The 20,439-nt window shown below is 62.2% G+C and carries 15 protein-coding genes and 4 pseudogenes; 7 read left to right on the top strand and 12 right to left on the bottom strand.

Features of this window, described 5'->3' with window-relative positions:
* The first annotated feature begins 5 nt into the window (after positions 1-5).
* Both istA and istB read left to right on the top strand, forming a co-directional pair.
* On the top strand, positions 6-1,541 hold the full coding sequence (gene istA / locus H0S73_RS23645; protein ID WP_181054662.1) for an IS21 family transposase: 1,536 nt from the start codon (positions 6-8) through the stop codon (positions 1,539-1,541).
* Positions 1,542-1,555: 14 nt separating this feature from the next.
* Positions 1,556-2,299, top strand: a pseudogene (gene istB / locus H0S73_RS23650) (IS21-like element helper ATPase IstB).
* Between the two features lie 153 nt (positions 2,300-2,452).
* Here the strand turns inward: istB and H0S73_RS23655 are convergent.
* The 10 genes and pseudogenes from H0S73_RS23655 to glgP all read right to left on the bottom strand — a co-directional run.
* Positions 2,453-2,779, bottom strand: a pseudogene (locus H0S73_RS23655) (transposase); the annotation flags it as partial.
* Positions 2,780-3,418: 639 nt separating this feature from the next.
* On the bottom strand, positions 3,419-3,976 hold the full coding sequence (locus H0S73_RS23660; RefSeq protein ID WP_181054663.1) for a DUF1269 domain-containing protein: 558 nt from the start codon (positions 3,974-3,976) through the stop codon (positions 3,419-3,421).
* A gap of 500 nt (positions 3,977-4,476) precedes the next feature.
* Positions 4,477-4,842, bottom strand: a complete 366-nt coding sequence (locus H0S73_RS23665) for a universal stress protein (RefSeq protein WP_181054664.1) — start codon at positions 4,840-4,842, stop codon at positions 4,477-4,479.
* 180 nt (positions 4,843-5,022) lie between these two features.
* Positions 5,023-5,406, bottom strand: a complete 384-nt coding sequence (locus H0S73_RS26430; protein WP_425488243.1) for a P-type ATPase actuator domain-containing protein — start codon at positions 5,404-5,406, stop codon at positions 5,023-5,025.
* A complete protein-coding gene (locus H0S73_RS26435) occupies positions 5,375-5,659 on the bottom strand; it encodes a cation-transporting P-type ATPase (protein ID WP_246389388.1) in 285 nt (94 codons plus the stop codon). Before H0S73_RS26435 ends, H0S73_RS26430 begins: the two co-directional genes overlap by 32 nt.
* A 102-nt stretch (positions 5,660-5,761) precedes the next feature.
* Positions 5,762-6,835: an NAD(P)-dependent alcohol dehydrogenase gene (locus H0S73_RS23675; RefSeq protein WP_181054665.1), complete on the bottom strand. Its 1,074-nt coding sequence runs from the start codon at positions 6,833-6,835 to the stop codon at positions 5,762-5,764.
* 136 nt (positions 6,836-6,971) lie between these two features.
* Positions 6,972-7,814 carry a universal stress protein gene (locus tag H0S73_RS23680; protein ID WP_181054666.1) on the bottom strand — a complete coding sequence of 281 codons (843 nt, stop codon included), beginning with the start codon at positions 7,812-7,814 and terminating at the stop codon, positions 6,972-6,974.
* Positions 7,815-8,174: 360 nt separating this feature from the next.
* Complete coding sequence (locus H0S73_RS26440; protein WP_246389409.1) at positions 8,175-8,447, bottom strand: phosphoketolase family protein; 273 nt, start codon at positions 8,445-8,447, stop codon at positions 8,175-8,177.
* A 2-nt stretch (positions 8,448-8,449) separates the two neighbouring features.
* A pseudogene (locus tag H0S73_RS23690) lies at positions 8,450-9,765 on the bottom strand (phosphoketolase family protein); the annotation flags it as partial.
* Positions 9,766-9,784: 19 nt separating this feature from the next.
* Entirely contained in the window at positions 9,785-11,485 is a 1,701-nt protein-coding gene (glgP, locus tag H0S73_RS23695) for an alpha-glucan family phosphorylase (protein WP_343058486.1), read from the bottom strand.
* Between the two features lie 208 nt (positions 11,486-11,693).
* On the opposite strand from glgP, the gene glgX reads away from it, so the two are divergent.
* Positions 11,694-13,778: a glycogen debranching protein GlgX gene (glgX, locus tag H0S73_RS23700; protein WP_202050045.1), complete on the top strand. Its 2,085-nt coding sequence runs from the start codon at positions 11,694-11,696 to the stop codon at positions 13,776-13,778.
* A 375-nt stretch (positions 13,779-14,153) separates the two neighbouring features.
* Here glgX and H0S73_RS23705 read toward each other — a convergent pair whose 3' ends face one another.
* A complete protein-coding gene (locus H0S73_RS23705; protein ID WP_343058487.1) occupies positions 14,154-15,149 on the bottom strand; it encodes an alpha/beta hydrolase in 996 nt (331 codons plus the stop codon).
* A 970-nt stretch (positions 15,150-16,119) separates the two neighbouring features.
* On the bottom strand, positions 16,120-16,803 hold the full coding sequence (locus tag H0S73_RS23710) for an outer membrane protein (protein WP_181054668.1): 684 nt from the start codon (positions 16,801-16,803) through the stop codon (positions 16,120-16,122).
* Positions 16,804-17,149: 346 nt separating this feature from the next.
* Here H0S73_RS23710 and H0S73_RS23715 point away from each other — a divergent pair.
* The 4 genes and pseudogenes from H0S73_RS23715 to tnpC all read left to right on the top strand — a co-directional run bounded on the left by H0S73_RS23715 (position 17,150) and on the right by tnpC (position 20,403).
* A pseudogene (locus H0S73_RS23715) lies at positions 17,150-17,797 on the top strand (TetR/AcrR family transcriptional regulator).
* A 121-nt stretch (positions 17,798-17,918) separates the two neighbouring features.
* The gene (gene tnpA / locus H0S73_RS23725; protein ID WP_181054385.1) at positions 17,919-18,341 is read left to right on the top strand and encodes an IS66-like element accessory protein TnpA; all 423 of its coding nucleotides are present in this window, start codon (positions 17,919-17,921) and stop codon (positions 18,339-18,341) included.
* Positions 18,338-18,682 (top strand): IS66 family insertion sequence element accessory protein TnpB, encoded by a 345-nt coding sequence (gene tnpB, locus H0S73_RS23730; protein WP_181053599.1) that lies wholly within the window; start codon positions 18,338-18,340, stop codon positions 18,680-18,682. The genes tnpA and tnpB overlap by 4 nt, the downstream gene beginning before the upstream one ends.
* A gap of 47 nt (positions 18,683-18,729) precedes the next feature.
* Positions 18,730-20,403: an IS66 family transposase gene (gene tnpC / locus H0S73_RS23735; protein ID WP_181054670.1), complete on the top strand. Its 1,674-nt coding sequence runs from the start codon at positions 18,730-18,732 to the stop codon at positions 20,401-20,403.
* The last annotated feature ends 36 nt before the right edge of the window (positions 20,404-20,439 follow it).

A 20,439-nucleotide genomic window follows, 5' to 3' on the forward strand; every position in this document is an offset into this window, starting at 1 on the left:
CGGCCATGCCGGCAAAGAGAAGGCTGACCATGAGAGCCATACGTCACATCCTGCGCCTGCACGCCAGCGGCGCGAGCGACCGGTCGATCGGACGATCCGTCGGAGCCGCCCGCTCTACCGTGCAAGACACCCTCAAGCGGGCCAAGGCTGCCGGGCTGACCTGGCCCTTGCCCGCAGATCTCACCGACACCCTCCTCGAGGAGCGCCTGTTCGCCAGGAGCGGCGTCAAGACCGGCCTGCGCCGGCGCCCCGAGCCGGACTGGGCTGCTCTCGCCAGGGAGATGAAGCGCCCCGGCGTCACGATGACCATCCTGCACGAGGAGTACAGGGCAGCCTGCCCTGAGGGCTACGGCTACTCGCGCTTCTGCGACCTGATGCGCGAGTTTGAGCGCCGCCTGTCGCCGACCATGCGCCAGAACCACGTGGCCGGCGACAAGGTCTTCGTCGACTACTCGGGCAAGAAGCTTCCCATCGTCGATCCTGCCACCGGCGAGGTGCGCCATGCCGAGATCTTCGTCGCGGTGCTCGGCGCCTCCAACCTGACCTATGCCGAAGCCACCTGGACCCAAACCCTGCCGGATTGGATCGAGGCGCATGTGCGGATGTTCCGCTTCTTTGGCGGCGTGCCAAGGCTCGTCGTGCCGGACAACCTCAAGAGTGGTGTGCACAAGGCTGCCTTCTACGATCCCGAGCTTAATCGCAGCTACGGCAAGCTCGCGGCCCATTACGACGTTGGCATCCTGCCCACCCGCAGCCGCAAGCCTCGGGACAAGAGCAAGGTGGAGGTGGGCGTGCGCTTTGCCCAGTTCTACATTCTCGGGCGTCTGCGCAACCGCACCTTCTTCTCGCTCGCCGAGGCCAATGCTGCCATCGCGGGAGTGGTCGAGCGCATGAACGCTGCGCCCCTGCGCCGCCTCGGCATCAGCCGCCGCGAACTCTTCGAGACAGTGGAGAGACCAACCCTCGCGGCCCTGCCGGCAGAAGACTACGTGTTCGCGCGATGGCAGTTCGCCCGCGTTGGGCTCGACTATCACAGCGAGGTGGAAGGCTTCTGCTATTCCGTGCCTTTCGGCCTCGTCGGCGGGCAGGTTGACGTGCGCCTGGCGCAGCGGACCCCCGAGGCCTTCCACAAGGGCGAGCGGGTGGCCGCCCCCGGCCGCCGCTATGGTGGACAGGCGCATGGCACCAAGCCCGAGCACATGCCGGCCTCGCATCGGCATTATGCCTCCTGGTCGCCGGAGCGCTTCCGCTCCTGGGCCGCTTCGTTCGGCCCCAACACCGAGATGCTGATTGGTGCCATCCTGGCCTCCCGCCGCCATCCCGAGCAGGGATATCGCACCTGCATCGGCGTGCTGCGCCACATGCGCGGTCTTTCCAAGGAGCGGGTCGAGGCGGCATCGGCCAAAGCCCTGGCGATCAGGGCCTTCTCCTACAAGGGCGTCGTCTCTCTGCTCGATGCCCGTGCGAGCCCCGAGCCTGCTTCCCCCGAGCGTCCTGCCATCACCCACCGCAACATCCGCGGACCGGGCTACTTCCACTAAAGGAGACGAAGAGCATGTTGACCCATCCCACTCTTGAGTTGCAGCACGAGCTCGACATGCATGGCATGGCCAAGGGCTTCTAGGCCCTTGGCGACAATCATGAGGCACCGGCGCTGAGCCATGCCGAATGGCTCGGCCTGATCCGGGATCACGAAGAGACGCCGCGGCAGCAGAAGCGCTTCGAGACCCGCGCCCGCGCCGCCCGGCTGCGCCATCCCGCCAGCGTGGAGGATGTCGACTTCCGGGCCCCGCGCTCGCTCGACCGGGCGTTGTTCCTCAAGCTGTCGTCGTGCGACTGGATCCGCGAGCGGCGCAACCTGCTGATCACCGGCCCGTGCGGCGTGGGCAAGAGCTGGCTCGCCTGCGCACTTGGGCACAAGGCGTGCCGCGAGGATCTGTCGGTGCTCTACCATCGGGTGCCGCGGCTGTTTGCGGCTCTCGCCCTGGCGCGCACGGAAGGCCGCTATGCCCGTCTGCTGCGGACGCTGGCGCGGGCGAAGCTGCTGGTTCTGGACGACTGGGGCCCGGAGCCGCTCACCCCTGAACAGCAGCGGGATCTGATGGAGATCGTGGAGGACCGGTACGATTCCGGCTCGCTGCTGATCACCAGCCAGGTGCCGGTGGAGACGTGGTACGAGATGATCGGCATTCCGACGCTGGCGGATGCCATTCTCGACCGGGTTGTCCACAACGCCTATCGCCTGAGTTTGACGGGCGAGAGCCTGCGCAAGACCCGCACGCTCGACGGGACGGCTTGACCTTCGCGGGAGTGTCACTCACGCTGCAACACAAGGACCCAGGGACCATCTTCAGGTGGCCGACTTCAGATCGGAAACATGGCCGGCTTGAAATCGGAATGCATGGCCGACATCACGTCGGAACAACTGGCCGACTTCGTCGGAATCCGCAACCTCCAGCGCCTCCTTGAGGATCTCAGCCTCGAGCGTCTTCTTGCCGAGCAGCCGCTGCAGCTCGCGGACCTGGTTCTGCAGGGCGCGGTATTCGGAGGCGGCAACGACCTCCTCCTGAGCACTGGTGGCGGTGAGCGCTCCCTGGGCGGCGAGCTTGCGCCAGCGGAAGAGCTGGTTGGGAGCCACCCCATGCCGGCGAGCCACCAGGCTGACGGTGGCGTCCGGCTCATAGGTCTCCTGGACGATGGACAGCTTCTCGGAAGCCGTCCAGTGGCGGCGGCGTTGCGGTCCGTCAAGGACCTCAATCTTCGGGGAAGAACCAGTCATAGCACCAACACTACTCCTATCTCTTAGAGAGGTGGGAGATCGTGTCCGGTCATTTCGGGGGCTACTTCACAGATCTGCGATGACGTACGGCGTGATTCACTCGGGAGCGGGTCGCGGTTGATGGAGGTCAGCATGGCTGGGGTCCCGATCCGTCAGGACTACTCAGCATCCGACTTACGCCAGAGGGCCGCTCGTGAGAAGGAAACCTGTGCCAGCCTGCGGTTGCTGGCCATTGCCATAGCGCTTGAGGGTACGACATGAGCCGAAGCCGCCCGGCTTGGAACGTCAGGCCCTGCACCATACCATCTTGCGCTTCAATGTCGAAGGACCTGACGGTCTGCATGACCAGCCCCGGACCGCCACCGGGAACAACTCAGCCCTAGCCAGCAAGCGGCGCTCAAGGCTCACATCCTGCGCGGGCTGGAACCCGAGCGCGGTGGTGTCAGCGTCTGGTCGACCTGTGTGAGCATGTCGAGCTGACCTACGGCGCCCACTACAGCGAATGGGAGCTTTCGCTTGCGCCACACCACGGTAAGGCCTTGCGGCTACGAAAAGGTCGATGCCTGGAAACGTCGCCTGGATGCAGGCGGGGCTCCCGCAACCTGGTCGCGTTCAGCCCGCCTGTACCCAGCGGTTCGATCAGTTGGCTGAGGGAGAGGCCGTGTTCTGCGTGGCCTCCGGCGTTGCTACCGCTCCGGAGAGCGCCGCCTGGAGACGGGCTTCCTGCTCTGGCGAGAGGGACGAACGCAGCACCCGTCCACGGACCTGTGACAGCTCGCCCAAAACCTTTTCAGGTTGGGCCTTGCGTACCAAAATGAACAGGGCCGAAGTATTCGGCTGCAGGGTGTCGGCAACTTGACGAATGAAGTTATCGTCGATGCCATAGTCAACGAGCGATCCTGACAGGGCTCCGCTGCCTGCGCCCACGAGCCCACCCAAAGCCATGCCTGCCACCGGATTGAGGAACAGTAGACCGACGAGCGAGCCCCACAGGGCTCCGGACAGGCCGCCTGATGCCGCTCCAACGCCAACAAGATTGATGCTTTGCTTCAGGTTGACCTTGCCATCAGGTTGGCGGATGGCGACCACCGCATCCTCCAAGTCAATCAGGTATTCGCGTTGAAGCCGCGCCAGTTCTGTCAGGACTCGATCAGCCTCATGCGGGTTGTCAAAGCCAATTGTAACCAGCTCTGCCATAGTATTCCTTCCTTGTTGTACGGAGGTAAAAGAAGACGTCAGAGGAACTGCCCTTAAGGACCTATCATCAGTAACGGATCCAGGCACCCGAACGCAGGCGCAGCAGCGTCATGATTTCCCTCGGACAATTCGACTATGCTCACACCTTATTCATCCTTAGACGATTGCGGAAGAAGACAGGTTGTGCAGGTCCGGACGATACTCTCTGGTTTCCGACCTGACAATAAAAATGCCACGATGTCGTTCCATTATAGGGCCCATATTTCGAAGAACATAGGTTTATCCACCTCTATAACGAACTGCAGTGGTATCCGAAACGGGGAGGGTAGCCTCGAATGGTGCATTGAGCATTATGTGCTTGAACAGGCGAAGGACGCCCGTAATTCGAAGCCATCACTCGCGGAGCAGCTCAACCTCCTGGCTACATGAGCATGTCATGAAGACTGCTCCTTTCTCGCGCATGCTCTGGATTTGCGACGGAGCCAATCCCGATCGATCTGTTAGTTCACCATCAAGATCGGCACATCGAACGAACGCTCAAACATGCCGCGTGTCGCGCTGCCGAAGATCAGACGCCGCAGGGCCGAGAGGGCATAGGCGCCCATCACGAGAAGACCGACGTCATAAACTCGGGCGGCTTCAAGAAGAGCATCGGCCACACCTCGCTCGCCACGCTGCACGGGCGCAAACTGCGTCCGAACTCCGTGCTGCGACAGGTGGTGACAGAGTTCGACGCCGGACCGGCGGCGCTGGAAGGCTTCGTCATCGGTGACATGCGCGACAACGACCTCGCGGGTTGAGCGGAGGAAAGGCATGGCGGCCGAAACGGCATGCACGGCGGCAGGCGTTGCATCCCAGGCCACCATCACCCTGTCGTGTCCAAGGTTTAGATACCGTGGGCGGGACGAGGATCACCGGATGGCCGGTCTCCACCACAAGGCGGGTGTCCCCGTCCAAGGCCCCATTGACACCGACGATCCCGGGGGCCCGCACCCGGAGATAATCCGCAAAGACCTGTCCCTCCTGGAAAGAGAAGGTGGGCTCGATCACAACCTCGTGTCGAATGCCCGCCGCGTCGACCGCGACAGCATGGGCCACGCGTTGGGCTTGGTGCCGCGCACATTCGTTGAATTCCTCGCGGAGACGCTCATCAGCTTCGCTGGCCGCCGACGGATTGTCGAGACCGGAGAGGCGACCTCGGCTCCGAGGCTGGCGTCCTCGGGAACGGGGGCCTCCTCCTTCTCGACGGCCACAGATTCGTCGGTGAGAAGCGCCTCGTCGATGGGCAGGCGGCGTGCGCGCAGCAGGCGCAGGTCCGCAGGAACCCGGTCGCCGGCCTCTAGGAAGACGATGTCTCCCGGCACGAGATCGCGCACCGCGACCTTCGTGCGCTGTCCGTTACGCAGGACAAGGGCATGGGGCGCGATCACGGCCGCATCGACGACATGTCCCAGCAGGGAGGCAGCAACGGCCGCAGCGAGCAGGAAGTAGATCAGGACGTTGTTGAACTGCGCCGAAGCGCAGGAGCGCCGGCCACCCAGCAGCGGCGGGAAGCTCGTTTAGGCCGTGGGTGGCTAGGCGTCTCGCTGCCTCGATCGCGGAAAGGCCGTCGCTCGAACTCCAGACTTCATCAAGGACCTCCTGCGTGGCCCGATTGTGCCACGGCTTCTCGTGCTGATCCATCACTATCCTCTGTTTCAAGCCAACGAGGTTTGTCGGTATGCTGCCTCTCGCTGAGAGGCAGCATACCGTTCCGCTGAGGGACCTAATCTCTTGAGAGGATCACTAAGGTGTGATGGCCACCTTGAGCACGCCGTCGCGCTGGTTCGCGAACTGGTCGTAGGCCTCCTCTATCTGATCGAGCTTGAACCGGTGGGTCACCAGCGGCCGCGTGTCGACCCGTCCGGATGCGATCACGTCCATGAGGCGGCGCATGCGCTCCTTACCACCCGGACAGAGGGTCGTGCGGATTGTGTGGTCACCCAGCCCGGCCAGGAAGGCATCGAGCGGGATCTTCAGGTCGCTCGAATAGACGCCGAGCGATGAGAGCGTGCCGCCGGGCCTTAGGACGCGCAGGGCCCCCTCGAAGGTCTGCTGCCGTCCGAGAGCCTCAATGGCAACATCCACCCCGCGGCCGTCAGTCAGCCGCATGATCTCCGTCACTGGGTTTGCTTGAGTGAAGTCGACCACGTGATCCGCCCCCATGCGACGGGCCATTTCCATGCGAGCCGGCACGCTGTCAACCGCAATGATCGTGGTCGCGCCCATCAGACGCGCGCCCGCTGTCGCACACAGGCCGATCGGTCCCTGCGCAAACACCGCAACTGTGTCCCCAATACAGATGGCGCCGCTTTCCGCGCCGGAGAAGCCCGTCGACATGATATCGGGGCACATGAGCACCTGCTCGTCGGTGAGTCCTTCCGGCACCGGAGCCAGATTGGCCATAGCATCGGGGACGAGCACGTATTCGGCCTGGGTCCCATCGATGGTGTTCCCGAACTTCCAGCCGCCCATGCCCTTCCAGCCGTGCCTCGTGCCAGGACCATCCTGAGCGTGGCAGCTGCATAGGGCCGCATGGCTGTGGCCAGATGTGCAGATCGCTCCGGCGATCACGCGTTGCCCCTCGCGGTAGCCCTGCACCGCCGAGCCAAGCTTCTCGATCACGCCAACAGGCTCGTGCCCGATGGTTAAGCCGTGGGCGACCGGATACTCACCCTTGAGGATGTGAACGTCGGTGCCGCAGATTGTTGTCGTGGTGATCCGCACGAGGGCGTCGAGCGGGCCTACATCCGGGATCGGCTTCTCGTCGAGCACGATGCGGCCGGGTTCGACGAAGATCGCGGCTTTCATCTTGGGCATGAGGTTCCTCCTGTGTGGGGACTGATAGACTGTGGCAAGCTCCGTTCCGTGTCGACGTGGCTACCTGAACGCGGCGGAAGATGAGCAAGGTCTCGAACCCCGCCCTGATCCCAGTGTGGCTTGTCGGCCCATACCCTCAGTAGGAGAGGAACAGCGGCACGGGGCTCTGCTTTAGCAGGGACTGGGTGACGCCGCCGAACACCAGCTCGCGCAGCCGCGAGTGGACGTAGCCGCCCATCACGATCATCTCGGCATGGGTCAGGGTGGCATGAGTGCGCAGAGTCTCGGCAACATCTCCGTCGAGGGCAGGCAGTGTCTGGACAGTTACGTTCACGCCATGGCGGCTCAGATGCGGGGCGATATCGGCGCCGGTGACGCTGGTGGGCAGATCCTTCTCGCCCATCACCGCGACCACCTCGACGGCCTCGGCCGTCCGCAGCAACGGAAGGGCGTCCGCTGCCGCCCGGGCAGCCCGTCCGCTGCCGTCCCAGGCCAGGATGATGCGCCTTGCCTGGAAGACCTCCTGCCCCGGCGGGACGACGAGGAGTGGACGTCCGCTGTCCATCAGCAGAGCATCGATTAGGCCACGATCAGGCGTGAGGGCTTCTGGTTCGGCATCGATGATGGTGAGGTCGTGCAGGCGGGCCTGTGCCCTGAAGACGGCCAGCAATTGCTGGTAACCGAGATGCGGGGCTGCGGTGGAGCACACAGTCCCTGCCGCGCCGGCGTTGCCGTGCGCACTGCGAGCCGCTGCCTCGGCAAGGGCTTGAAGGCGCCGGTTCTCCTCCTGGACCAGGCCCGCCACGACCTTGCTGATCCCGGCACTCGACAATCCCAGCTTGACGGAGGCAGCTTGCACTGTGGCATGGGCCCCCGCCTGCTGCGCCAGCGAGAGGCCGTAGCCTAAGGCGGACGAGGTCTCCTCCGGGCCGAATTCCTTTGTCAAGCCGATCAGCACGCTCTTGATGTTCTCGATCATATCACCCCTTTCAATCTCTTGACCCTTGTCGCGCAATTTCGATTAGGATTTAGGTGAGAATATACTCTCGCCTAGAGGCGGCGCTTTGATCTTGCGCAATAGCTTGGCCGCGAGGCACATGTTTTTGAGTTCACGTACACCGCCATCGCCGGCTAAACTCAAGCCAGCAACGTCTCACTGAGATCACCACTAGGTGATCCGGCAGCCCACGTTCAAGCTCCGGAAAGGCTGGCGCTAGGATCTTCTATCCCTCGTTTCATTGAGATGTTTCTCTGTGCATCTAGATATCGGTTCCGCATTACTGTTCCAGGGATGCTCGCCTGTGCGTCAATTTCCCGCCTCCGCTGCAATCCGGTACGGTCAACCCCAATTGCGGATCTCCAACATGTCTTCACCATACCGTGAGATGTAGTCTCTGTGCTCGATCAGCTTATCCCGCACGGACTGCACGACGTATGCGGCCATTGGCGCCAGCTTCGGCACACGCCGGGCAACGGCTTCGACGAGATGGAACCGGTCGAGCGTGTTGAGGACCACCATATCGAAGGGCGTGGTCATGGTGCCCTCCTCGCTGAACCCATGCGCATGGAAGTTGGCGTGGTTCGACCGCTTGTAGGTGAGCCGGTGGATCAGGTGCGGTCGGTCTTCTTGAACACAGCATCGAGGCGGTTCGAGGCGGTCTCGTCCAGCCCGACCACATGGAAGTTGCGGGCTTGCGCGTTGAGATCGAGTACGTCGCGGAGATAGGTCCCTAGCACACGGGTGGCTTCGCCAAACACCTTTCCCGGCGCATCGACGTGAACAGCATAGTCCCGGAACTCCGGCAGGCGAAGCGGGTGCATCAGCAGGCCGCAATTGGCGTGCGGGTTGGCGCCCATCCGCCGCTCGCCTGCAGGTGCCAATGCGGCAATCTCTGGACGCAGCCTTCCGGACTCATCGAACAATTCCTCTGGCCGGTAACTCCGCAGCCACTATTCGAACTGCTTCCGGTGGGCAGGATTTCGGCGGGTCTCGACGAGCGGCACCTGATGCGACCGCCAGAATCCTTCCGTCTTGAGGCCGTCGACCTCCTTGGGTCCGGTCCAGCCCTTGGGTGTCCGCAGGACTATCATCAGCCAACGAGGCCGCTCGTGCCGCTCACCTGCCCTGGCGGCGTTCTGGATCGCGGCGATCCGGTCGAGAACCGTGTCTAGGGCAGCCGCCAAGGCTTTATGCACGGTTTCGGGTTCGGTCCCCTCAACAAAGAAGAGCTCATGCCCATAGCCAATGAGGAGCTTTTCGAGTTCGTCGTGCCCCAACCGGGCCAGGATCGTGGGATTGGCAATCTTGTACCCGTTGAGGTGCAGGATCGGGAGAACGGCACCGTCGTGAGCCGGGTTCAGGAACTTGTTCGAGTGCCATTAGGCGGCAAGCGGTCCGGTCGCGGCCTCGCTGTCGCCGATCACGCAGGCGACGATCAGATTTGGATTATCGAAGGCAGCTCCATAGGCATGCAGGAGGGCATACCCCAGCTCCCGCCCTCATGGATCGAACCGAGCGTCTCGGGAGCGACATGGCTCGGGAAGCCGCCGGGAAACGAGAACTGGCGGAAGAGCTTGCGCGATCCGTCGGCATCCTGGGAAACGTCCGGGTAGATGTCGCCGTAGGTCCCCTCGAGATAGGTGTTGGCGACCATGCCGGGACCGCAATGACCGGGCCCGCAGACATACAGCACGTTCAAGCCCCGCGTCCGGATCACCCGGTTGAGATGGGCATAGACGAGGTTCAGCCCCGGCGTCGTACCCCAATGGCCGAGCAAGCGCGGCTTCACGTGCTCGGGCTTCAGCTCCTCCCGCAACAGGGGATTGTCCAGGAGATAGATCTGCCCGACCGACAGGTAGTTCGCGGCCCGCCAGTAGGCGTCGATCTGATCCAGTTCCCCGAGGCTCAGCGGCTTTCCGGATGGGTTCATCGTCTCTTTCTATGGAAAATCAAGGCCGGACATAGGCCTCGGTCGTGTAGCGGCGCATCATACGCTGGCTGTTGAAGTAAGACGCGATCTTGGAGATGCCCTGCTTCATCATCCCAATCCATCGGGCGCGGTCCTGGTAGTAGATTGGCAGCACCTGCCCTTCGAGCTTGTCGTAGAGGTCAGGACCATGCCGCTCGGCTCCCTCGGACGCTCCCCGCTGTCCGATCGACCAGCCGGTGACCCCATCGACGCAAGCCTCGACCCACCAGCCGTCGAGCGTGCTGAAGTTCAGCACGCCATTGAGGGCAGCCTTCATGCCGCTCGTTCCTGACGCTTCCAGCGGCGGCAGCGGTGTGTTCAGCCACACGTCGGCTCCGGCAACCAAAGTGTAGGCCAGCTTCATGTCGTAATTCGGCAGGAACGCCACGCGGATATCAGGGGCAAGCTGGCGCATCCGGTCATGGATGTCCTGGATCATATACTGGCCCTGCGTGTCGTGAGGATGCGCCTTTCCGGCCATCACCACCTGGAACGGGAACCTGGCGTTAATAGCGCGAAGCCGCTGCAAATCCGCGAACAGGAGGTCCGGGCGCTTGTAGCCTGTCATGCGCCGCGCAAACCCGATGAGGGGGACCCCGGAATCCATAGCGACGCCGGTGCTCTGCTGGATCTCCTTCAGCAGATCATGCTTGGCCGCCTGATGCGCAGCCCAGACATCCTCATCGCGGAGCTGATCGGCCCAGGCCAGAACCTCGGGTTCATGCCCCCAGTTGGGCAGTATCTTCTGATAGAGCTGGGCGAAAGCGGGATGGGTCCAGGTCGGAGCATGCACGCCGTTGGTGATCGCCGCGATCCTGTAACCCGGGAACATCTGCTGCGTTGTCTCAGCATGCCGCCGTGCCACGCCGTTGACATAGCCGCTGAGATTCAACGCCAGCCGGGTCATGTTGAGCCGGTCCTCGCCAGCTAGGGGCTTGATCTCGTCAAGGGGAACGAAGTCGGAACCCAAAACGCGCTCAAGGTCCTCGTAGGAGAAGCGGTCGTGCCCGGCCTCCACCGGGGTATGGGTGGTGAACACGCAGATGTCGCGGACATGGTCGGCTTCGTGATACAATCCGTTGGATCCAGGCTGGTCCCGGCGCCTGCGACGCAGGAGCTCCAGGGTCAGGAAGGCCGCGTGGCCCTCGTTGAGGTGGTAGGTAGCGATGGCGAAGCCAAGGGCCTGGAGCAGGCGGACGCCGCCAATGCCAAGGACGATCTCCTGCTTGAGGCGGTAGACCTCGTCCCCACCATACAGCCGATCCGTGATCCTGCGGTCCTCGGGAGCATTTTGATCGAGGTCGGTGTCGAGCAGCAGCACCGGAATGGGGTGGCCGATGGGGCATGTCACGACGTAGAGCCATGGCCGGATCCAGACGGATCGACCCTCCATCTGCACGGCGATCATGGCGTCCAGCGGCGTGGCCCAGTCCGCCGGGCTCCAAGGATCGTCATGCCCAACCTGGGAGCCGTCGGCGGCGATCGCCTGGCGCAGGTAGCCAGCCCGGCTTGCCAAAGTGACGAAGACTACCGGCAATTCGAGATCGGCGCAGGAGCGGGCCGTGTCGCCGGCCAGGATTCCGAGCCCACCACTGTAGGTGTGGATTTCCGGCCGCAGGGCGATCTCCATGGAAAAATAGGCAATGCTCGTGCGCTGGATGAAAGGAAGGATTTCGGCCACAGTGATATTCCGGCTGATTGCTCGACCATGAGCTTGGATGAGGAAGCTATCCGTTATCCTCCAAGGAGCCTTGATGTGCGTCAACACAAACCTTAGCCATTGTGTCCTAAGCTGGCCTTGATCACAGCCTAGCGGAGACACCGACGATGAGAACGCCAGAAAAGGTCTGGGGCGGTTTCGATGGCCACTGGCGAACAAAGGATAGTCGATGACTCAGGCAATGATGCCGCAATATGTCAAAGCGCTTCCGGTCAGCCAAGTTAAGATCGGACGCGGGGAGCCTCTTCCGCTTGGGCTGCATGATTGTCACGATGGTACGAACCTTGCTGTCTTCAGCCGTCATGCCACACGGATGACGCTGTTGCTGTACGAGAGTGCCAATGCGCCCTCCCCTTATATGAATTTCGATCTCGAAGCAGATCATCACCGGACAGGGGACGTCTGGCACGTCAGGCTCCATGGAGACCTTCGGGGCATGCTCTATGCCCTGCAAGCCGATGGTCCCAGGGGCGCGGATCAGGGGCACCGCTTCCAGCCGGACCAGCTCCTGCTCGATCCCTATGCGCCTTCGATCTCGGGCAATGCCTGGAGCCTGCCTCCGGAATCGTCTGTGGAGCCCGCCGCTTGCACTCACCGAGGTGTCATTGCTGACCACTGGTTTAACTGGCAGGGCGAGGTCCGTCCCCGTCACCCGTGGAACAAGATAATCATCTATGAGACCCACGTACGCGGTTTGACGGTGCATCCCTCGTCGGGAGCCGAGCACCCCGGCCAGTTTCTCGGCGTGGTCGAGAAGATCCCTTATTTCAAGCGCCTCGGCATCACCGCTGTCGAACTGATGCCAGTTCAGGCCTTCGATCCTTATGCCAGACGGAAGCGGGATCCACTCACCGGCTCATCGATGCCGAACTACTGGGGCTATGACCCGGTGGCGCTGTTCGCGCCGATGCCGGGGTATGCCGCCGGCTCTTCCCCCAATGCGCCGGTGACGGAGTTCAAGACGATGGTTCGCGAACTCCACAAAGCCGGCATCAAGGTCATTCTCGATGTCGTATTCAACCACACGGCCGAAGGCGACGAGACAGGCGAGACCTCTAGCTTCCGCGGGCTCGACAATGCGATCTACTACATCCTGTCGCCGGACCGCCGCCGCTATCTCGACTTCACCGGGTGCGGGAACACGCTGAACTGCAATCATCCGGTCGTGCGCAACATGATCGTCGACTGCCTTCGGCACTGGGTGGTGCAGATGCACGTGGACGGCTTCCGGTTCGACCTGGCCTCGATCCTGGGCCGGGATGCCGGCGGTAAGATCCTGCCGAACCCGCCTCTGCTGGAGCAGATCGCCGAGGATCCGCTGCTGCGGGATGTCAAGCTCATCGCCGAGGCCTGGGATGCCGGGGGCGCATTCCAGGTGGGTGAGTTCCCTGGCACCCGTTGGGCGGAATGGAACTGCCATTACCGCGATGATGTCCGGCGGTTCTGGCGGGGTGATCCCGGCATGACGGGCCGATTCGCCACCCGCCTCTGCGGCAGCGCCGACCTCTATCATCAGAACGGCAATGGCTCCCCCGTCAAGAGCATCAATTTCATCACTTGCCATGACGGCTATACGCTGAATGACCTCGTCTCATACGCAACGAAGCACAACGAAGCCAATGGCGAGGGGAACCGTGACGGCCTAAACGAGAACTATAGCGACAACAATGGCGCTGAAGGTTCCGTGGCGGATCGCACGATCGACGCGATGCGGCTGCGTCAGATCAAGAACATGCTCACGTCTCTGTTCGTCTCGCGCGGCATACCCATGATCCTTGGCGGTGATGAGTTCCGCCGCACGCAGGGCGGCAACAACAACGCCTATTGCCAGGACAATGAGACGTCGTGGTACAACTGGAAACGCGCCGATTGCAATCAGGATCTGGTCAACTTCGTGAGCGACCTGATAGCTCTACGCCAAGCGCACCCTGTTCTCAGTGCGGATCGCTTCTACACTCCTGAAGAGATCGAGTGGTTCGGCCCGGAGGGAGGCCCAGTAGACTGGGACGGTGCCGGCAACCAAGTCGGCTCCGTGATCCGTGAGAACGGGGACGGAGCGTTGTGCCTTCTCTTCAACGCTGCCCGCACTCCATGCCGGTTTATTATCCCGTCTGCGGCGAAGAATTGGCAAGTCGCCGTGGATACGGCAGCATCTGTAACGAAAGCTTCGAACGCAACATCTGATGAAATCATGCTTGAGGGGCGCACTACAATGGTTCTCGTCTCCACGGAGGTGGCTTCATGGCTTGACTGACAATCCTCGTCCAGAATAAAGGACCGCGCTGGCCGTTCTTTGCCACTTGAAGGTCAGGGACCTCGAAGAAGCGCATTTTCCACAGCAGCAGCCTCGGGTTACGCAATTCACGAAGATGCCGCAACGTGCCTTCTGGCGCTTGCGGGGGCTCCCAAATTTCGGCCTGGTGCCCTCGGATGTGGTATCGTCCATAGGTTCAAGAGCGCTGGAGATGTTTCTTCCGCTATCTGTCGCCTCTATTCAGAGGAAGGATTAGAGGCAGTAGGACAGATCACGACATGCTTCCCATTCCGCGTCACAGCGATCAGGGGTGGGGCAGCGTCAATGTCCGGCTCTCAGATTGCTTGGATCCCGCGCTCGAACACACTAAGTGTTTTATTCGCCCGCGAGAGCACGCCCGACGAGATTGAACGGGGTTGCCAGAGCCGTACCGGCTGCGTTGAACACGAAGGCGCCAGCCTGGCGCAACGGGTCGCTATGACGACCATCAGCCGTGACTGAGGAGTAGATGGCCGCGAAGGTGATGAACCGGTCGTGGTTCAATGGGTCAGACGCATTCACTGTCGAGATGTCAATCACCCTCAGGTCAGCCTGTCGGGCGACGTCCTGGACCCTGGGATCTGTCACGTCCAGCGTGCCCACCCGTTCCCGTCCGCCCGACAGACGGCTTGAGACGGCAAGCGCCCGATCATCTTTCGCGACCAAGACAGTCAGGGGCGGCGACATCGGGCCGACCGTCGCTATCTGGGCGCGGAACACATCGAGGTCGATGTCCGGGGCAGCGAGCACCACCTGGAGTTTGTCAACGACACTGTCCCTGCGCTGAAGACGAAGCTGGCGCAGGGTCTCCATCGTGAGCCACGCGCCCATGCTGTGCCCTGCTACAATCACCTCCCTCACGGAGCGCTCACCGGCCAGCATGGAGAGGACATGGGCCAGGTAGTCCCTTGAGTAAGTGACGGCATCCTTGTCCGCAACGTACCCCGTGATGGCCGCCTCTGAGGGCCAGGCGAACAGGACCGGCACTGTCATCGGCTGTGCATCAGCACTCAACTGGGCAAGGCGGAACAGTGCTTCCTGGAAGTTGGTGTTGTAGCCGTGAACGAAGATGCCGGCGTCCCGTTTGCCACCTGCTGCCTCACTGCCAATCCTTTTGCGGAAGCTAGCCTCATCGAGGGCAGTTTGGCGAACCGTTACAAAGCTCGTGGCAGGATCTGGATTGGAGCCAGGCCACTCGATGGCGCCTGGCCTGTGCCCTGGCGGGATCGAGATCGTGAACTCGGCATAGTTGAGACTGGGCGCCCGCCCGCTCGTGAAGGCATTCTGCCCTGGCAGGATCCGCTCCCGGGTGGTGGCCACATAGACGGTCACCAGGCGTGCGGCGGGAGTTGTTGCGGCAACAGGCGCCAGGACCTCAGGTCCGGGCCGCCCCGCACACGCGCTGAGGACAAGTGCTAGAAGGCTCATCATGAGCAAGGAACGAAGCGGGAGATGCGGGGGCATGTTCAAGGGGAACCTGAGCTGAACGGCTGCTTTAAGGCGGAAACATACGGAGAGCTTCATCAATCCACTGCGCGGCCCTCACGGCGAATTGAGGATTGATCCCGTGCGCTCGTCTGTGGGAGTGCTATGGAGATAGAACAGAAGTGCTCTACGCAAAGCCAGCCTGCTGTTCAGATCAGAATCTCCCAATGCCGGCATCCCGAGTGCCATCTATGATGAGGCCTGCGCGAGTACCTTCAGCCCTTGCGGTGTGATCGCATAGAGGATTGGTCCATCTCCTGAGACGCGGTCGGCATCAGCGTCATGTTTTGTGCACCAGCCGTGTTTGAGACACTGGCCCAAGGGACCTCTCGTGGCGGGTTGTGGGCCACGCGCCAGCATCTGCAGGAACTCGATCTCAGTTTTGCGCGGGGCGCGCGGCTGGCGCTTCCTCTGGTACATTACCGCCTTTGTCAGCTCAGTGATGAACAGGAATGTCGATCAGGTGGAGCACGCGTCACGACAGGTCGCGAGGCATATGGGCCATGCACGGCACTAGCCCAGTTTGCTAGGCGAGCACCTGGATCCGGTCACCCATATCCCGAGTAGACCTGATCTCGAGAGCAAGGGCCACAATCAGCGTAGTACTCCTCAGTACTTGCTTAGCATGTAGAATCGCACGAGGCTCTTGGCCTCGCGATGGTCATGGATTGAGGGCCTGTCCAACCCAGTGACCTGGTGGTCCACGAGACGACCACGGCGGCACATCGCTGTGGCCAATCGACAGCAGGCTCGGAGGTGAGGCAACGCCCGGTGGAGGAACCGGGCGTTGCAGGGCGCGTTGCCGATGCGACAGGTCTTAGTACGAGCTGAACTTGTAGTTCAGACCAGCGCGCACCACGCCGAACTCGGTTTCATCGCGGCCAGCGATCACCGGCAGGTCGTCATCGTCCTGCTCGAGGTTGACGTACAGGCCCTCGACCTTGGCGGTCAGGTTATCGGTGAAGGCGTACTCGACACCGGCACCAAGGGTCCAGCCGACGCTCACATCGTCAGAGGTGTAGAAGCCGTTGCTGACCTCGCCATAGGCCAGACCACCGGTGGCGTAGATGAGCGCGCGATCGAAGGCCACACCGACGCGGGCACGCACGGTGCCGAACCAGCTGTCGGAATCATCGTCGTCAAGGACGCCGCCGAAGTTGTTGTCGCCGCCGATATCGGCATACTGGATGTCGGTCTCAACACCGAGCACGAAGGAGCCGATCTGGTAGTTGTAGCCGATCTGACCACCACCGACGAAGCCACCTTCGTCGTCGGCCTCGAACGTTCCGACACCCGGGATCACCACGTCGTCATCATTGGTGTTCCAGCCATAGCCCGCGTTCACACCGACATAGAAGCCTGTCCAGGTGAAGACCGGAACAGCCGCGACAATCGGAGCCGGAGGGGCGGAGCGAACCGGCAGGTCGGCCGCGTGGGCCGCGGTTCCGAGGGCCGTGGTCACAGTCAAGGCAGCGAGGAGAGCTTTGAGTCCGTTGCTCATTGTTGTTCCTTTCAGGGTGATGGACCGGCACATCGGTAGGCGCAAATGCACGGTCGCGCTATTGCAGATCAGACACACTCATCATTTAACGCTCCAGTATCGTAACATTTATTCCTTAACGACTTCTCTCTCGCTCTGCCCTTGACGGGCCACCGTATACCGGGCTTACTCCGCATCGTCTGCCAATGCAGCAACCTCCGAGTAGATGAGACAAAACCTTGCCCTGCCGTCCAAAAGGCAGGGCTTTTTGTTGATAAATAGCACGCTTTCGCGCCTTTGCGACTTATGATATCGTAACGGCCAAGGTCACTGTGGGAAGCCCAGTGGAGAACCAGGAGGGGCCAACTTGGAACAGGCTAAAGCAAAACGTGCCGGACGACCGTCGCTTGCTGAAGCCGAAAGACTGACAGACCGGATAATCGAGGTCGCAACGCGGTTCTTCCTTGATAAGGGGTTCGATGCGACCAGCATCGATCAGATCGCCGCCGAGGCGAAGATTTCCAAGCGCACCCTGTACACGCGCTTTCCAACCAAGGCCGATCTGTTCGAGGCCGTGATCGTCACAGCTTATGAGACCGGCATCACGTCCATTGAGGCCGCTGAGCGGAAACTCGGCACGACACAGGAGAGGCTGTATGCCCTTTCTTTGTCGCTGTGGGCCGAGATCACGACACCGGACTCAATCGCCTTGGAGCGGCTGGTCACGGCTGAGGCGGTCCGCTTTCCACACATGGCCCGCGTCATGAACAACGCCGGTGCTCATCGTGTTGCCCAGATGGTCTAGCAGATCCTGCTCGATGGGATCGCAGCGGGGCAACATCGGCAACTCGATGTCCGCTTTGCCGCCGAGCAGTTCTTTAGCTCCGTTATCCTGGGTGGGTTCCATCGTGTGCTGATTGGACTGGAGCTGCCAGATCTGAACTATGTCCGCAAGCGGCACCTTCAGAAAGCAGTCGATCTCTTCCTGCGAGGATGCGGGCCTGAAAAGGTCTGAGTTCCTGCAATGCTGGCACGGTGTGCATCAGCGTACGCATCCGAGCTGGGCCGTCTTGTAGAATTGAGGCATTTGGAAGAGCACTGGCTATATCGACGTCGATATGGACGGTGTTGTAGCCATGGACATTATCAGGGATCGTGAGCCGGTCAGCCGCCTGGATGTGGTCGACACGGGCCGCCGTCGCCGGTTCAGCGATGAAGCCAAGCTGGCAATTGTGGCCGAGAGCTATCGCGGGCCAAAGCAGGTGTCGGCCACGGCGCGCCGGCACGGGATCACCCGCTTTCAATTGAACAGCTGGCGCAAGGCTCATAGAGAAGGACGGCTTGGCGCTGGTTCATGGGATGGGTTTGTGCCCGCCCTGGTCGTTCCGGACGCTCGCGCGCCCTTGGAGCCTTCGCCGACGGCACCGGTGCCGTATCCCCCAAGCGGCCTCGGTCGGATGGACGTTGTCACCGCGAACGGGCGGCATGTGATCGTCGACCGGGATGTCGATGTCGATGCGCTGCTGCGGATCATCCGGGGTCTTGAGGCGCTGCGATGATCCCAATCCCAACCGGCGTTCGGGTATGGCTGGCGACGGGCTATACTGACATGAGACGGGGCTTTCCATCGTTGGCCCTGCAGGTGCAGGAAGTCTTGAAGCATGACCCGCTCAGCGGTCATTTATTTTGCTTTCGGGGCCGTCGCGGCGATCTGATCAAAGTGATTTGGCATGACTCCCAGGGAGCATGCCTGTTCACGAAGCGCCTTGAGCGCGGCAGGTTCATCTGGCCGTCAGCGGCCGATGGCGTCGTGACGATCTCGCCGGCGCAGCTGTCTTACTTGCTGTCCGGAATTGACTGGCGTGCCCCTCAGGAAACCTGGCGTCCGACACGGGTGTGAGCCTGTTTTGCCATTGAAGTTGCTGGGAAATCTGGTTCAATGGTGTCATGTCATCGGCACCGTTCTCCCTGCCTTCGGACCTTGCCAGCGCCCAGGCCGCGCTGCTAGCTGAGCGCGAGGCACGGCTGCGCAGCGAGGCCGAGCGGGATGCGGCGGTTGCCGATGCCACCAATGCGAAGGCGAGGCTGTCCAGCACGGAAGCGCTGATCGCGTATCTGCAGCTGCAGATCGGAAAGCTGGAACGTGAGAAGCATGGCCCACGCCGTGAGCGCACCCAACGGCTGATCGACCAGCTGGAATTGCAGCTCGAAGAGCTGGTGACGGCGGCGACCGAGGATGAACTGGCGGCTGAGGCTGCGGCGGCGAAAGCACAGACCGTGCGCGCCTTCACCCGCAAGCGCCCGGTGCGCAAGCCCTTTCCGCAGGACATTGAGCGTGAACGCGTCGTGGTTGAGGCGCCGACGGTCTGCGGGTGCTGTGGCGGCGCACGGCTATCGAAGCTGGGCGAGGACGTGACGGAAACGCTGGAGGAGATCCCGCGCCGTTTCAAGGTGATCGAGACGGTCCGGGAGAAGTTTACGTGCCGGGATTGCGAGGCGATCAGCCAGGCTCCCGCGCCGTTCCATGCCACGCCGCGCGGCTTCCTCGGCCCGCATCTGCTGGCGACGATCGTGTTCGACAAGTTCGGACAGCATATCCCTCTGAACCGCCAGAGCACGCGCTTCCAATGCGAGGGCATCGCGCTGTCGACCCAGACCCTGGCCGATCAGGTCGGCCATGTCAGCGCCGCGCTTCAGCCGATCTTCGACCTGATCGAAGCCCATGTGTTTGCCGCCGAACGGCTTCATGGCGACGATACCACGATCCCGATCCTGGCGAAGGACAAGTGCACGACCGGACGGATCTGGACTTACGTGCGGGACGACCAGCCGTTTGGCGGACCTGCACCGCCGGCCGCGGTCTACTACGCCTCCCGCGATCGGCGCGGCGAGCATCCGCAGAAACACCTGGCCGGGTTCGGCGGCGTGCTTCAGGCGGATTGCTACAATGGTTTTAATCCGCTGTTCGACCCGGCGAAGAACCAAACGCCGATCACGGCCGCTTTCTGCTTCGCACATGCCCGCAGGAAATTCTTCGAACTGGTCGATGTCTCCCGCAATCCCCGGTGCGGCCAGAACGCCAGGCCGGTCTCTCCGATTGCGCTGGAGGCGGTCAGGCGCATGGATGCGCTGTTTGCCATCGAGCGCGAGATCAACGGCCGGAGTGCGACTGAGCGGCGCGCCGTGCGGCAGGAGAAAAGCAAGCCGCTCCTCGACGAGATGGAGGCCTGGCTGCGCCAGGAGCGGGGTCATCTGTCGCGATCCTCCCCGGTGATCGAGCCGATCAACTACATGCTCTCGCGCTGGGCCGACTTCTCCCGCTTTGTCGACGATGGCCGAATTTGTCTCACGAACAACGCCGCCGAAAGGGCATTGCGTGGTGTCGCCTGCGGCAGAAAATCGTGGCTCTTCGCCGGTTCTGATCGTGGCGCCGACCGGGCCGCCGTCATGCTGACGCTGATCATGACGGCCCGTCTCAACGATGTCGACCCGAAGGCATGGCTCGCCGATATCCTCGCTCGGATCGCCAACCTGCCGATCTCACGCCTCGATGAAATGCTGCCATGGGAATGGAAGAGATTGCGCCAGGGCGAGGCCTCCACGCCACAGCAGGCCGCCTGAACATCCACCATCATACAACAAATCGGATTACGCGCG

The organism is Microvirga mediterraneensis (genome assembly GCF_013520865.1).
In the GTDB taxonomy this organism is placed as follows: Bacteria; Pseudomonadota; Alphaproteobacteria; order Rhizobiales; family Beijerinckiaceae; genus Microvirga; species Microvirga mediterraneensis.